This is a genomic window from Rhodococcus sp. 06-1460-1B (assembly GCF_002258475.1).
Taxonomy (GTDB): domain Bacteria; phylum Actinomycetota; class Actinomycetes; order Mycobacteriales; family Mycobacteriaceae; genus Rhodococcoides; species Rhodococcoides fascians.
The window spans coordinates 13708-27604 of record NZ_NOYS01000036.1 but is presented as its reverse complement, the minus strand read 5'-3'; the positions used below and the strand labels follow the sequence as shown (position 1 = coordinate 27604).

At 64.3% G+C, this 13897-nt stretch carries 16 protein-coding genes; 7 read left to right on the top strand and 9 right to left on the bottom strand.

The features are described from left to right. Positions 1 to 46 precede the first annotated feature (46 nt). The 3 genes from CH268_RS21505 to CH268_RS21495 all read left to right on the top strand — a co-directional run bounded on the left by CH268_RS21505 (position 47) and on the right by CH268_RS21495 (position 2622). Positions 47 to 946: an NADP-dependent oxidoreductase gene (locus tag CH268_RS21505; RefSeq protein ID WP_094665849.1), complete on the top strand. Its 900-nt coding sequence runs from the start codon at positions 47 to 49 to the stop codon at positions 944 to 946. A gap of 95 nt (positions 947 to 1041) precedes the next feature. Continuing rightward, positions 1042 to 1758: an HNH endonuclease family protein gene (locus CH268_RS21500; protein WP_441346993.1), complete on the top strand. Its 717-nt coding sequence runs from the start codon at positions 1042 to 1044 to the stop codon at positions 1756 to 1758. Positions 1759 to 1794: 36 nt separating this feature from the next. After that, positions 1795 to 2622 (top strand): shikimate 5-dehydrogenase, encoded by an 828-nt coding sequence (locus CH268_RS21495; RefSeq protein ID WP_032365564.1) that lies wholly within the window; start codon positions 1795 to 1797, stop codon positions 2620 to 2622. Position 2623: 1 nt separating this feature from the next. On the opposite strand, the gene nagB is transcribed toward CH268_RS21495, so the two are convergent. From nagB to CH268_RS21480, 3 genes are read right to left on the bottom strand one after another with little or no spacing between them, the layout of a single operon-like run. Then, on the bottom strand, positions 2624 to 3418 hold the full coding sequence (gene nagB, locus CH268_RS21490; protein ID WP_094665848.1) for a glucosamine-6-phosphate deaminase: 795 nt from the start codon (positions 3416 to 3418) through the stop codon (positions 2624 to 2626). Then, positions 3419 to 4603 carry an N-acetylglucosamine-6-phosphate deacetylase gene (locus CH268_RS21485; RefSeq protein WP_032385070.1) on the bottom strand — a complete coding sequence of 395 codons (1185 nt, stop codon included), beginning with the start codon at positions 4601 to 4603 and terminating at the stop codon, positions 3419 to 3421. Then, positions 4600 to 5847, bottom strand: coding sequence for a PTS transporter subunit EIIC (locus CH268_RS21480; protein WP_032365561.1), 1248 nt, complete (start codon positions 5845 to 5847; stop codon positions 4600 to 4602). The genes CH268_RS21485 and CH268_RS21480 overlap by 4 nt, the downstream gene beginning before the upstream one ends. A 177-nt stretch (positions 5848 to 6024) precedes the next feature. On the opposite strand from CH268_RS21480, the gene CH268_RS21475 reads away from it, so the two are divergent. Both CH268_RS21475 and CH268_RS21470 read left to right on the top strand, forming a co-directional pair. Further along, on the top strand, positions 6025 to 6255 hold the full coding sequence (locus CH268_RS21475; protein ID WP_027497937.1) for a glucose PTS transporter subunit EIIB: 231 nt from the start codon (positions 6025 to 6027) through the stop codon (positions 6253 to 6255). Beyond that, positions 6252 to 6716, top strand: a complete 465-nt coding sequence (locus CH268_RS21470; protein WP_045840903.1) for a PTS sugar transporter subunit IIA — start codon at positions 6252 to 6254, stop codon at positions 6714 to 6716. Before CH268_RS21475 ends, CH268_RS21470 begins: the two co-directional genes overlap by 4 nt. Before the next feature lie 2 nt (positions 6717 to 6718). On the opposite strand, the gene CH268_RS21465 is transcribed toward CH268_RS21470, so the two are convergent. Then, complete coding sequence (locus CH268_RS21465) at positions 6719 to 7465, bottom strand: GntR family transcriptional regulator (RefSeq protein WP_094665864.1); 747 nt, start codon at positions 7463 to 7465, stop codon at positions 6719 to 6721. 173 nt (positions 7466 to 7638) lie between these two features. Between CH268_RS21465 and CH268_RS21460 the strand changes: the two genes are divergently transcribed. Beyond that, positions 7639 to 8115, top strand: a complete 477-nt coding sequence (locus CH268_RS21460; protein WP_094665847.1) for an acyl-CoA thioesterase — start codon at positions 7639 to 7641, stop codon at positions 8113 to 8115. Positions 8116 to 8117: 2 nt separating this feature from the next. Here CH268_RS21460 and CH268_RS21455 read toward each other — a convergent pair whose 3' ends face one another. After that, on the bottom strand, positions 8118 to 9143 hold the full coding sequence (locus CH268_RS21455) for a phosphotransferase family protein (RefSeq protein ID WP_032373990.1): 1026 nt from the start codon (positions 9141 to 9143) through the stop codon (positions 8118 to 8120). 107 nt (positions 9144 to 9250) lie between these two features. Next, positions 9251 to 9565, bottom strand: coding sequence for a hypothetical protein (locus tag CH268_RS21450; protein WP_141215178.1), 315 nt, complete (start codon positions 9563 to 9565; stop codon positions 9251 to 9253). 587 nt (positions 9566 to 10152) lie between these two features. Here CH268_RS21450 and CH268_RS21440 point away from each other — a divergent pair. Further along, positions 10153 to 10866 (top strand): hypothetical protein, encoded by a 714-nt coding sequence (locus CH268_RS21440; RefSeq protein WP_141215177.1) that lies wholly within the window; start codon positions 10153 to 10155, stop codon positions 10864 to 10866. Between the two features lie 37 nt (positions 10867 to 10903). Here the strand turns inward: CH268_RS21440 and CH268_RS21435 are convergent, their stop codons facing one another. From CH268_RS21435 to CH268_RS21425, 3 genes are read right to left on the bottom strand one after another with little or no spacing between them, the layout of a single operon-like run. Further along, positions 10904 to 12325 carry an NAD(P)(+) transhydrogenase (Re/Si-specific) subunit beta gene (locus CH268_RS21435; RefSeq protein ID WP_027497942.1) on the bottom strand — a complete coding sequence of 474 codons (1422 nt, stop codon included), beginning with the start codon at positions 12323 to 12325 and terminating at the stop codon, positions 10904 to 10906. Further along, on the bottom strand, positions 12325 to 12648 hold the full coding sequence (locus CH268_RS21430) for an NAD(P) transhydrogenase subunit alpha (protein WP_027497943.1): 324 nt from the start codon (positions 12646 to 12648) through the stop codon (positions 12325 to 12327). Before CH268_RS21430 ends, CH268_RS21435 begins: the two co-directional genes overlap by 1 nt. Then, positions 12648 to 13766, bottom strand: coding sequence for a Re/Si-specific NAD(P)(+) transhydrogenase subunit alpha (locus CH268_RS21425; RefSeq protein ID WP_032365557.1), 1119 nt, complete (start codon positions 13764 to 13766; stop codon positions 12648 to 12650). The genes CH268_RS21430 and CH268_RS21425 overlap by 1 nt, the downstream gene beginning before the upstream one ends. Positions 13767 to 13897 lie beyond the last annotated feature (131 nt).

The following is a 13897-nucleotide window of genomic DNA, read 5'->3' as shown; positions in this document are numbered from 1 at the left end:
TCTTCGATGAGGCACCGATGTCTCATCGATGAGGCACAGTGGTCCCATGATCGCGTACGGCTTCGACGAATACGGCGGCCCCGACACCGAGACATTTCTGGACCTCCCCGTGGCGGAACCGGGATCGGGGCAGCTTCTCGTGGCGGTACATGCCGCGGGGGTGAATCCCGCAGATTGGAAGGTGCGGGCGGGTAATCGCAAGGACACCGTGCAGATCACTTTGCCTGCGGTGCTGGGGCGGGAGGTGTCGGGCACTGTTGTGGGCGTCGGCGCGGGAGTGGACGGGTTCTCGGTCGGTGACGAGGTCTTCGGGGCAACGGCGTCGGGTCACGGCGGCTATGCGCAGTACACGCTGCTCAACGCGGCCGGCACGGCACACAAGCCCGAGGCCGTGTCCTGGTCGGTCGCGGCGACACTGCCGGTGGCGCCCGGGACCGCCTTCGACGCACTGCGAGGGTTGGCGCTGACTGCAGGCAACACGGTTCTCGTTCTCGGCGCAGGCGGCGGTGTGGGTTCTTCGGTTCTGCAGCTGGCGCGTGCCGACGGTATCGACGTTCTCGGGGTGGCGAGCTCGGGCAAGCGGGAGTGGATCGAGAGCCTCGGTGCGGAGTTCGTCGAGTCCGGACCCGAGTACGTCGGTTCGATATCGCGGTCGGTACACGGCATCGTCGATCTGGTCGGCGGCGACACTCTTCGCGCGGCCGCTGTGAAGACCGGCGCTCCGATCGTCAGCGTGGCCGACCCGGTGCTCGCCGCCCAGTGGGGTGGGTCTGGAGCAGTGCGCGAGCGCACCACGGCGGCGTTCACCCGATTGGCCGATCTGGTCGTGACCGGCGTCCTTCGCCCACGCATCGATCACACGTTTCCACTCGACCGCGCAGGCGAGGCTCTTGCGCTCGTGGAGAACGGGCACGCACTCGGCAAGGTCGTCATCGAGGTTCGCTGACACCCGACCGTGTCGGGCGGTGTCGGTACCGTCCGGCACACTGCTGTCGCGAGGTACGAGAGTCGGCAAGATCGAAGTTTCACGATGGGGCGTGTGTGAAGAAGCTGTGGGTAGCGGCCGCGTTGGTGATCGCCGCGATCGTCATGGCGACGTTCGAATCCTGTGACCGGTCCGACATACCGGGATTGGCTCCCCCGCCCCCGGCTCCGGGCAGCCCCACCCGCGCCCAGATCGAAACGCTGTTGGATCGGGTGGCCGTCGTCGCCGCACGACCCGATCCCCGTGGGTACGAGCGCGGATGCAAGAGCGGTGAAGGGTGCGTGTTCGGACCGGCGTGGACGGACGACTACGACGGACCGGGCGGGCACGACGGGTGTGGAACTCGCGACAACGTGCTGGCACTGTCGATGACCGAAGTCGAGTTCAAGGCCGGCACCCGAGACTGCGTGGTGCTCGCGGGTTCCCTGGACGACCCCTACTCCGGTGAACGGTTGCAGTTCACCAAGTCCGACGCCGGCAAGATTCAGATCGATCACGTCTATCCGTTGTCTGCCGCCTGGGACATGGGTGCCGACGGCTGGGCAGCGGACAAGCGCATTCGATTCGCGAACGACATCGCGTTCAATCTGCTGGCGGTCAACGGGCCGGACAACCAGAGCAAGAGCGACAAGACGCCGTCGCAGTGGATGCCGCCGAACGCGGCGTACCACTGTTTCTACGCGGGCAAATATCTGTCGGTGGCGGCCCAGTACGAGCTGCCGATCACCGAGGCCGACCGCCGCGCCCTTGCCTCGGTGGCCCCCGGCTGCTGATCCGGCGATGCGAACGCGGGCGGTAAAGTCTGGCCAATGGCAACGACGTCGTCGCGCAGCTTTCTCGACCGTGACACCCAGCTCTGCATGTCTCTGTCGGGAAGGCCGAGCAATATCGGAACCCGCTTCCACAACTACCTGTACGACGAACTGGGATTGAACTTCGTCTACAAGGCGTTCACCACCACCGATCTCGCGGCCGCGGTCGGTGGAGTCCGTGCACTCGGTATCAGGGGATGCGCGGTCTCCATGCCGTTCAAGGAAGACGTGATCGAGCTGGTCGACGTCATGCACGAATCTGCGAGCGCGATCGCATCGGTCAACACCATCGTCAACGAGGCGGGCGTGCTGCACGCCTACAACACCGATTACCAGGCTGTGGCCGATCTGCTCGCGTCCAGCGGTATCTCGACCGATTGTTCGGTGGCCGTGACCGGCAGCGGCGGTATGGCCAAGGCAGTCGTTGCCGCACTGCGGGATTCGGGTTTCACCCGCGGCACCGTGGTTGCTCGCAACACGTCGACCGGTCCGGCTCTCGCCGAGGCGTACGGATACGACTGGTCGGCCGAGTCCGTCGGAGCCGACTTGCTGGTGAACGTCACCCCGGTGGGAATGGCGGGCGGCCCCGCTGCCGATTCGACACCCTTCACCGAGTCGCAGATCCATGCGGCACAGGCAGTGTTCGACGTGGTCGCGATGCCGTCGGAGACACCGCTGATCACCGCGGCGCGTGCGGCGAACAAACCGGTGATCACCGGCGCTCAGGTCATTGCCCTGCAGGCAGCAGAACAGTTCGTTCTCTACACCGGAGTTCGCCCGTCCGACGATCAGATCCAGCGGGCGTCGGAATTCTCCCGTCGCTGACTCACAGGCGTTGCCACGCGGGCTTGTTCGCGTGGGCGTGGCGGTAGTAGTCCGTGAGAGCGAGGGACGCAGCAGCTGCCTCGTCCACCAGTACCGTCACGTGCGGATGCCACTGAATCGCGGACGCAGGACAGCGTGCCGACAACGGCCCCTCGACGGCCGCGGCCACCGCGTCTGCCTTGGATTCTCCGGTAGCGATGAGCACGAGATGACGCGCCTCGTCGATGGTGCCGAGGCCTTGCGTCAGCACGTGGTGCGGCACCTCCTCCGGCGAGGGGAAGAAGCGCGCATTGTCGACCCGAGTCTGTTCGGTGAGCGTCTTGACCCGGGTTCTCGACCGAAGTGACGATCCGGGCTCGTTGAAGCCGATGTGTCCGTCGGTGCCGATGCCCAGAATCTGCACATCGATACCACCGGCCTCCGCGATCGCGGCGTCGTATCGTCGCGCTTCGGCAGCGATGTCGACGGCTTCACCGTCCGGCGAGAACACCGCGGAATCGTCCAGATCGACGAGGTCCACGAAGTTCTCGCGAATGAACGAAAAGTACGACTGCTCAGCAGTTCTGGGTAGCCCTATGTATTCGTCGAGCAGAAACGCTCGACACCCAGCGAAGGACAGCCCTTCCTCGCGATGTCGGCGGGCCAGCTCGCGATACGTGCCGACGGGACTCGACCCGGTCGCCAACCCGAGGACGGGGCCCGATCCCGGGACCGAGTCGGTTCGCACGACGCGCTCGACGACGTCGGCCGCGGTTCGGTCCACGTCGGTAGCTGTAGGGAGTACGACGATCTCCATCTAACTTTCCTCCTCGATCGCGCGTCCGCCGCGAATGACCTGCACCGGCTCGAAGGATGCGTCGACCACCAGCACGTCCGCTCTCGATCCGGCGACGAGAGAACCGGTTTCGGCCCCGATCCCGATCAATGCTGCCGGGGTGGTTGCCCCGGCACGCACTGCGTCGAGCAACGGCACGCCGGCGTCGAGCACTGCGCGGCGTACCAGGTCGAGCACACTCGACGTGCCGCCCGCGATCGGGGCCGACTCGGGATCGTTCTCCCGCGACAGGCGGGCGACCGAATCGTGCACGGTGACATCCAGCGGCCCGAGCCGGTAGCGGCCGTCGGCCATTCCCGCCGCGGCCATCGCGTCGGACACCAACGCGATGTTCCCACCGCCGACGAGATCGAACACCGCTCGCACGGTCTCGTCGGCGAGATGTACTCCGTCGCCGATCAATTCGAGCACCATCGACCCTCGCGCCGCGGCGGCCAAGCACTCGCTGACCGGCCCCGGCGACCGATGGTGCCAGGTGGGCATCCCGTTGAACAGGTGCGTGGCACCGATGGCACCCTCTCCGAGGGCGTCGATTGCGCTGCGAGTGGTGCGTGCGTCGGCGTCGGTGTGCCCGATGCTGGGGACGATGCCGTTCTCTCGCAACATGTGTCCGACGGCCGTGAAGCCGTCGACTTCGGGAGCAAGTGTCATCGACCGTACCGATCCCCGCCCGGCGTCGATGATGTCTGCCAGCAGACCGGTGTCGCCGCCACGGAGTGACGCGGGGTCCTGCGCCCCGCAGCGGGCAACAGACAGGAACGGCCCTTCGAGGTGGACCCCGGCGATGTCCCCCGACTCGTACAGATCGGCGAGCATCGACGTCTGCTCGACCAGTCGCCCAGGGGATGCCGACACCAGCGATGCGAGCATCGTGGTGGTGCCGCGGCCACGGTGGTGCCGTACCGCGGTCATCAGATCGGCACGGGCAGAATCCGGGAACGACGCCCCGCCGCCGCCGTGGCAGTGCACATCGACCAAGCCCGGCAGGATGGTCGAATTCGATTGCGGTGGAGCCTCGTTGGGCCACGCCACTACCGGACCCACCCAGGAGATTCGATCGCCGGACAACGCCACGACGGCATCCTCGATGACCGCGTCGGGTGTGACGACCCGCCCCCTGAGCGTCGTCGTGATCGATTCACTCATGCCCGGTCGGGTTCGAGCACCGCGTCGTCCTCGCGGCCGGGGGTGCGCAGGTTCCACTTCTTGATGACGAAGCTGAACAGGAAGTAGTAGATCACCGCATACACCAGGCCGATAGGAATGAGAAGCCATGCCTTCGTGGCGATTCCATAGTTCAACAGATAGTCGATACCGCCCGCAGAGAAGAAGAAGCCGTCATGGATTCCCAGGGCATTGGTCAGTGCCATGGAGGTTCCGGTCAGCACGGCGTGGATGATGTAGAGCGGCCAGGCGACGAACATGAACGAGTACTCGAGCGGTTCGGTGATGCCGGTGACGAACGCAGTCAGACCGGTGGACAACATGATTCCGCCGACGATCTTCTTCTGCGACGGCTTGGCGTTGCGATAGATCGCGAATGCGGCGGCAGGCAGAGCGAACATCATGATGGGGAAGAAGCCGGTCATGAAGACTCCCGCGGACGGATCTCCCGCGAAGAATCGGTTGAGATCGCCACGCACCAATTGACCACTCGCGTCCTGATAATCACCGACGAGGAACCAGACGACCGAATTGAGAATGTGGTGCAGTCCCGTCGGAATCAGCATGCGATTGGCGAAACCGTAGATTCCGCTACCCACCACACTGTGATCGGCAACGGTGTTTCCGACCCAGTTCAGTGCGCTGTAGAAGAGCGGGTAGACGAACGACATGACGACGGCGACGACGAGGCCGGTGACAGCGGTCAGGATGGGAACCAGACGTCGTCCGCTGAAGAAGCCGAGGTAATCCGGCAGTTTCTGGCGGTAGAACCGCTGCCACAGAATGGCGGAGAGCAGGCCGATGACGATGCCGGCCAACACGCCGTAGTCGATCACGGCCGGATCGCCGTTCGCGTCGACTTTGCCTTCCAGTACCACCGGTGACATCGCGGTGAAGACACCGTTCATCACCATGTAGCCGACGACGGCGGCGAGGGCGGTCGAGCCGTCCGACTTCTTGGCCCAGCCGATGGCGATGCCCACGGCAAATATCAAGGGCAACCAGGTGAAGACCGCCTGTCCTGCAGCGGAGATGACGGCCGCCGCGGTGCCCAGAGCACTGAATCTGCCGAGGAGGTCGTCCTGGCCCAGCCGCAACAGGATTCCCGCCGCGGGAAGAACCGCAATGGGCAGCATGAGACTGCGCCCGAATCGCTGCAACCCGGCGAGAGATCTGGATTCCTTCTTCGGTTCGGCTTCGGCCGAGTCCGTCTTCTTCAGGGTCATGGCGACCTTCTCTTCGAGGCTGGTCCGGCAAGGGAGTTCTACTGTTGTGACCGGATGACATCAGGGGTACTGTCCGGTCATTACCAGTTGTAGTTTGGCCAGGTGACGACCACATGTCAACCCGGAGATGTGACCTCGCCGACACCACTGCACACGAGAAGGAAGCGGGAACAGAACATGGCCAAGGCGGACGCGATCGTGAAGGGCCTCGGCGGTGCCGACAACATCGTAGAGATCGAAGCGTGCATCACCCGGCTCCGTACCGAGGTCAAGGACGGGTCGCTGGTGGACGAGGCTGCGCTCAAGGCAGCCGGTGCGCACGGAGTGTTCCACAAGGGGACCGCCGTGCAGGTCATCGTCGGCCCGGAGGCCGACACCCTCGCCGAGGACATCGGCGACATTCTGTGAGCGGGACCTCGACGATCTCCAGTCCTGTTGCCGGTCAGGTCATCTCGCTCGCCGACGTCCCCGACCCGGTCTTCTCTTCGCAGATGGTGGGCTCCGGGGTCGCCGTGCGCCCGGCGGCCGGTAGCGGGCCCGTCGAGGTGCGGTCTCCGATAGCCGGCAAGATCCTCAAACTCCACCCACATGCGTTCGTCGTGTTCACCGACGACAAGGCGGGAGTGCTGGTGCACATCGGCATCGACACCGTGAAGATGAAGGGCCAGGGTTTCGAACTCGTTGCAGCAGAGGGCGATCGGGTTCAGTCCGGCGATCTTGTGATCACCTACGACCCTGCGGCGATCGCGGAGGCCGGATACTCCGACGTGATTCCCGTGGTCCTGATGGACTCCGAGCCCGATGCCGTCACGAGCGCGGCCGTCGGAACCTCGGTGGCACAGGGTGACTCGCTGTTCGTGTTGCCCTGAGCCTAGCGGCGCTGCGTGGTGCGCCGCTCCCCCTGCACCTCCATCGAGAGTTGGTACCGGTCGCACCGGTACCAACTCTCCGTGTGCTCGATCGGTTCGTCGCCGCTGAACGACACTCGGTCGAAGTACAGCACCGGTGCGCCGCGTTTGGTCCCCAGCAGCGTGGAGGTGTCGCTGTCGGCGGCTGTCGCTTTGACGGTCTGCTCGGCTCGATCGATGGTCAGGCCGTAGTGGTTGCGCACGGCCTCGTACACCGACTGACTCAGATCGTGGTCGATCAGCCCCGGAAGGAGTTCGGCCCGGTACCACCCGTCGTCGACACTGACCGGCTCGGCATCGGCCAGCCGTAGCCGTTTGATGTGGTACGTCCGATCACCGTCGACCAGGCCCAGAGCACGAATCGTTGCTGCCGAGGGCTTTTCGAGTCGCGCGAACAGGACCACCGTCGTCGGCGTCAGCCCCTGGGCACGCATCTCCTCGGAGAACGACGCCAGGTGCAACCGCGACTGCACGGTACGAGAAGCAACGAACGTCCCTTTCCCACGTACCCGAACCAGATGTCCGTCGTTGACGAGCTGCCCTATCGCCTCGCGTACCGTGATGCGACTGACGCCGTAGTCCTCCATCAACCGACGCTCGCTCGGCATCAGATCCCCCGGCGAAAGCTCCTTGGTGCAGCGGTGCAACAGAATTGCGCGTAGCTGTTCATGCTTCGGGATCTGACTGTCCCTCAGGTGTATGGGCATCACCACTGCGCCGGCCTTTCGATCACTCGCAGAACCAGCGGTACGGACTGGTCCGGTCCAACCAAAGACTACGTCACGACGGCGATACCGAGGAAGCATTCGCCCGGACTCAGCTCTCCGATGCCTCGAATCCGGTCGCGTTTGTTGCCGACGTGGCGACGGGTTAGCGTCGTGCCATGACGGAGTCGCCGAAGGACAGCGTGGAATTGTCGAATGCGTCGGATTTCCCGGCACTGTGGCCGGTGTCGACCCGATGGGACGACAACGACCACTACGGCCACGTCAACAACGTGACGTATTACGCATACTTCGACACCGCAGTGAACGGGTGGCTCATGGAAACGACGGGTGTGGACATCAGGACTCTGCCCGCGATCGGCGTCGTGGCCGAAACCTCGTGCCGCTATCTGTCCGAGCTCAGTTTTCCCGATCGCCTCCAGGTCGGTCTGGCGGTGGAGAAGCTGGGCACCCGCAGCATCGTCTACTCGCTGGCTCTGTTCCGCGAAGCCGAGGACGACGCAATGACATTGGCCGCTCGGGGACGGTTCGTTCACGTCTACGTCGACGCGAACTCCCGTCGCCCCGTCCCCATTCCCTCCGAAATCGAAACTGCAGCACGCACTTTGGTGATCGGAACGTCAGTAGACGCCTGAATCTAGAGCCCGATTTCGTCGGCGCGCTGCAGCGCTCGGGTGACGATGTCGTCGATCAGCGTGGTGGTCGGCGCACCGCCCACGGCGCGGTTGCGTGAATCGGCTTCCATCCGGCGCATGACGCCTTCGGCGATGATCGACAACTTCCACAGCGCCAGCACTTCCCAGAATCCGGCATCGGTCACATCGCGGCCCGTGTTGTGTGCGTAGGACTCGACCAGCTCCGCCCGAGTAGGGAAACCGGGCAGAGTCGATGCCATGAAAGGACCGGCAACCCCGTCATCCGCCTGAGGCCAGTAGGCGAGCAGACCACCCAGATCCGCCAACGGGTCTCCGAGCGTGCACAACTCCCAGTCGACGACGGCAACCACGCGGCCGTCGTTTCGAGCGGTGATGACGTTGCTCAGATGGAAGTCGCCGTGAACCAGCGTCACCTCGTGCTGCTCGGGGATCTTGGCCGTCAATCGTGCTGCGAGCGAGTCGATTCCAGGAACCTCCCGGGTTCGGGAGGAGTCCCACTGCGTGGTCCACCGCGCGATCTGACGCGCAGCGTACGGTTTGCGGCCGGCGAGGTCGGCAAGACCCGACGACTCGAGGTCGACACGGTGTATGTCGGACAACGCCGCGGTCAGACCGAGTCCGACACGTCGACGCTGATCGGGGTCCAACTGTTCGGCAGCCGACACCGAGTCGACGACGACCCCGTCGACGAAACTCATCAGGACCAACGGAACCTCGGAAATGGCTGGATCCTGCGTGATCGCAATCATTTTCGGCACAGGGACCGGCGAATTCTGCAGACCGGAGAGAATCCGGTGCTCGCGCACGACGTCGTGAGCCGACGCCAACAATTTGCCCAACGGCGGCCGGCGAAGGACCCACGCACTGCCACCGGCGTCGCGAACCGCATACGTGAGGTTGGACTGGCCGTTACCGATGCGCTGAAACGAGAGCGGCGATGTTGCGCCTATCCCCAGCTCCGCGATCCACGTCGACACTGCATCTTCGTCCAAGCCCACCACGCCCATACAAAACCCTCACTTCGTTGTGCGGCACCGTTGCCGACGGACATCACCGGTTCGGGTGATCGTAACGAAGCGGTGCCAACGGATGCCGGTGGCACGAGCACAGACGGTCAGCTGGCGCGACCGAACGCGGAGATCAGCGCCGGAGTAGCAACGGCAGCGGCCTCGTGCCGCTTGACAGCAATTTCGTCGATTTCGCCGACGAGCAGTGCGGTCATCGACTCGGGCTCGGCACACCAGACGGACGAGATGTTGTGCACCTCCGCGGGTGCGAACAGTCCACTGGCGGACAGCGCGTCGATCCATTCGGCAACGGCATCGGCCGTGGGCTCCGGCATCACCGTACGGTCCAGCGAGTCCGCTTGGAACTCGTTGCAAAAGAACGCGCGGACCATATCGAGCTGCCCCTGCGACATTGTGGTCATGTTCTTCTCCTTCGAGTTTCCGACTTCTGTTGGTGCCGAATGCCCGTTCACGAGTTGCGATGAGCCGACCAGACCGTGTTCAGATCGTTACCAACTTGGCCGTAACGGGGGAATACGGTTTTCCGATGCGGCTGAAACTACGCCCTTTTCGACGGTCTCGCCCAGGGTGAACTGGACTATGTGACCATAGTCACACAGATCGGCCCATCCGATCAACGACTTGCAACGAATTCATAGTTCGCATTTCAAAATACTGTGACAGGAGACAAACTCCGCACAAAAGTCCAGGTAGGCGAGGTGCGACACTCGAGAGCAACTACTCGGAGCCGCAGTCGAGTAGCCTCCTCTGCACCGCACTGGACCGCACACTCCGACCGATCGGTTGGTTGCAGGGTCGAATTCTACTTTCGGCTCGGTTTTTCGGCTGTTTGCAGACTCCAGGAATTTGACAGATCGCCATTACTAGGTTGCGGCTACAACAAGGAATCGACGCTTCTTCGTCGTGATCCGACCGTTACCGCAGATGCTCAGCCGGTTCCCACGATGCTCACACCTCACGCTCAGCCGACTGCGGCAGTCTGGCGTCCATGCGATCACCGAGTCTCGACAGCGGACCGATCCGGTCACCCCGTGGAGCCGGCAACGAGAGCCGTTCGGCGAACACGAGCGAGCGAGCGCACCGACGGGCGATCCGTACCCGGCTGACGGTGTCGGGCCTCTGCGCGGTGCTGTTGTCGGTACTACTGATGTGGGTGCCGAACATGGCACCGGTGTGGCCCGTCTCCACGAGCCCGGCCGCCGCCCTGGCCTCGCGAGCACTGAGCACTATCGACGTCACCGCAGTGCTGACCGTCCTCGCCGCCCTCACCGTTGTCGCCCTGGTCCGAAAACTGCCGTACGGCATCGGAGTGGCGATTGCCTGCGTCGTCGGCGCGGAAGTGACCACAGCTCTGGTGCGTCACCTCGCGGCGTCGTCGACAACGGCCACCGACCTTCCGAGCGGGCAGCTCGTCGCTGTCACAGCGCTCGTGGGGGCCGCGTGGATGGTGGCATCGGCCACGTGGCGGCCGATGATCCTCGGGCTCGGAACCGTCGCCGCCCTCGCTGTCGGAGCGGCACAACTGGTCGTCGGGTCCGTCTCCCCCGTCGGGATTGTCAGCGCACTGCTGATCACGGGCGTGTGGTGGCCGGCGTGCTCGGTGGTGATGCTCTTCTCACCCGCAGCCGCTGCCCGCGAGGCTCGAAACCCGTTCGATACCGCTGCCCTCGTCGCCCAACGCAGAATGGGACGCTTCCGTTGACACGGAAGCGTCCCATCCGGGCCGAGAAGGCGACCGACTAGAGGGCCTTGAGCTCCTCGGTCACCTCGGACACCGACTTCTTTGCGTCGCCGAACAGCATCGACGTGCCCTCCGCGAAGAACAGTGGGTTCTCGATTCCGGCGAAGCCGGACGACATCGACCGCTTGAGGACGATGACCGACTTCGACTGATCGACGTTGAGAATCGGCATCCCGTGAATCGGGCTCGACGGATCGTTGCGCGCCGCCGGGTTGGTCACGTCGTTCGCTCCGATGACCAACGTGACGTCGGTGCGAGAGAACTCGTCGTTGATGTCGTCCATTTCCTTCATCGCGTCGTACGCGACGTCGGCCTCGGCGAGCAGCACGTTCATATGTCCCGGCATGCGACCGGCGACCGGGTGAATGGCGTACTTGACCTCGACACCCTTGGACTCCAGCAACTTGGCCATGTCCTTGACGGCATGCTGCGCCTGAGCGACGGCAAGGCCGTAGCCGGGCACGACGATGACCTGGTTGGCGTAGGCCATCTGGATCGCTGCGTCTGCCGCCGAGGTCGCCTTGGCGGTTCCCCCGCCTGCACCGGCCGGGCCTGCAGCCGCGTCGCCGCCGCCGAATCCACCTGCGACGATCGCCGGAATGGACCTGTTCATGGCCTTGGCCATGAGGTTGGTCAAGATCGTGCCGGACGCGCCGACGATCATGCCCGCCACGATCATCGCGGTGTTGTTGAGCGCCAGACCCGCAGCCGCAGCAGACAGACCGGTCAGAGCATTGAGCAGCGAAATGACGACCGGCATGTCCGCGCCGCCGATGGGCAGTACCACCGTGAGACCGAGGATGCCTGCCAGTACGAGAACCGCGACGATCCACCACTGCGACACGCCGCCGCCCGGAGTGGCGTTGATGCCGATGACCACTGCAGCGGCCACAGCGCCGATCAGCAGCAGAGCGTTGAGCGGCTGCTGCAACTTACCGATGGTGATCGGCGAGCCGGGCAGAGTTTCCTGCAGCTTCAAGAAGGCGATGAGCGAGCCCCAGAACGAGATGGAACCGATGATCGCCGCAAAGAGTGAGCCGATGACGATATGCACCGTCGGCGACTCTCCGTGGTTGAAGTTCGAGAATCCGGACGTGTCGAGGAACTCGGCCCACGCGATCAGTGCGACCGTGCCACCGCCGACGCCGTTGAACAGAGCCACCAGCTGCGGCATCGCCGTCATCTTCACCCGTCGCGCAGGCGGGATTCCCAGTGCCACGCCGACGACGAGTCCGACGATGATCAGGATCCAGTTACCGGTGTCGCGAATGGATATCAGCGTGGCCACCACGGCGATGAACATGCCGACGGCGGCGATCTGGTTGCCCCGCACGGCTGTCTTCGGTCCGGTCAGACCCATCAGACCGTAGATGAACATGCCGAAGGCGACGATGTAGAGAATGTTGACGAGATTGTCCATCAGGAGTCAGCACCCTTCGAGGTCTTGGCGGGCACCGGCTTGGACTTGAACATGCCGAGCATGCGGTCGGTGACCACGAAGCCACCGATGACGTTGACGGTTCCGAACACCAGCGCGACGAACAGGATGACCTGCAGTCCGATGGACGGGTCGTGCACCTTTCCGAGGACGACCAACGCGCCCAACACGACGATGCCGTGGATGGCGTTGGTTCCCGACATCAGCGGGGTGTGCAAGGTGTTCGGCACCTTGGAGATCACCGCGAAACCGACGAACCCGGACAACACCAGGATCGCGATGTTCGCGAGAAGCGGGGTGTACATCAGTTCTCCTTCTCACGTGTCACGCAGGCACCGGCGAGCACTTCGTCGGAGAAATCCGGAGCGAGTGCGCCGTCGACCAGCATGAGCTCGAGCAATGCCGAGATGTTCTTCGAGTACAGCTCGCTGGCGTGCTCGGGCATCGTGGCAGGCAGGTTCAACGGCGAGCAGATGGTGACGTCGTGCTTGACGACGGTCTGGCCGGGCTCGGTGAGTTCGCAGTTTCCGCCGGTCTCACCGGCCAGGTCGACCACGACGCTGCCGGGCTTCATACCCTCGACTGCGGCGGCCGTCACCAGACGCGGCGCGGGACGGCCGGGCACCAACGCCGTGGTGATCACGACGTCGAATCCCTTGATCGCCTCTTCCAGGGCACGCTGCTGCTGGACGCGTTCGTCCTCGGTCAGCTCACGCGCGTAGCCGCCTTCGCCGGCAGCATCGATCCCCAGATCGAGCCACTGCGCGCCGACGGAACGGACCTGGTCGGCTACCTCCGGTCGCACGTCGTAGCCGGTGGGTCGACCACCGAGACGCTTCGCGGTGGCCAGGGCTTGCAGGCCGGCCACACCGACACCGAGAACGAGCACGGTCGCCGGCTTGACCGTTCCGGCGGCGGTGGTCAGCATCGGGAAGAACCTCGTGGACTCCGACGCGGCCAACAGAACGGCCTTGTACCCGGCGACGTTCGCCTGAGAAGACAAGGCGTCCATCACCTGAGCGCGGGAGATACGCGGAATGGCTTCGACCGCGAACGCCTGTACTCCGGCGGCCTTCAGCGCGCCGATGCTGTTCTCGGCATTGCGTGGGGCGAGGAAACCGATGAGCGTCGAGCCCGACTTCAGCCTCGAGATCTCTGCGTCGGTGGGCGGCGCGACCTTGACCACGACCTCCGAGCCCCAGGGATCGCCGATCGTGGCCCCGGCTGCGACATAGAGCTCGTCCGGGATCAGAGCGCCGAGTCCGGCACCCGATTCCACGACGACCTCGACACCCTTGCCCGTGAGCGCGGCAACGATCTTCGGGACCAGAGCGACACGTCGCTCACCTTCCCCCGATTCGCGGACCACACCGACGACCGTCGTGGATCCCGAACCCTTTTCAGTGCTCTGCGATGTATCCAAATCTCCGTCTTCCTGCGTTGAATGGTGCCCACCGATCGGCCAATGGCTCGAAATCTGCGACGAGTGGACGAACCCATGCGACAAGGCACGAGGTTCCTGATAGTAGCCACAGGTAATGGAGCGCGGGTAAC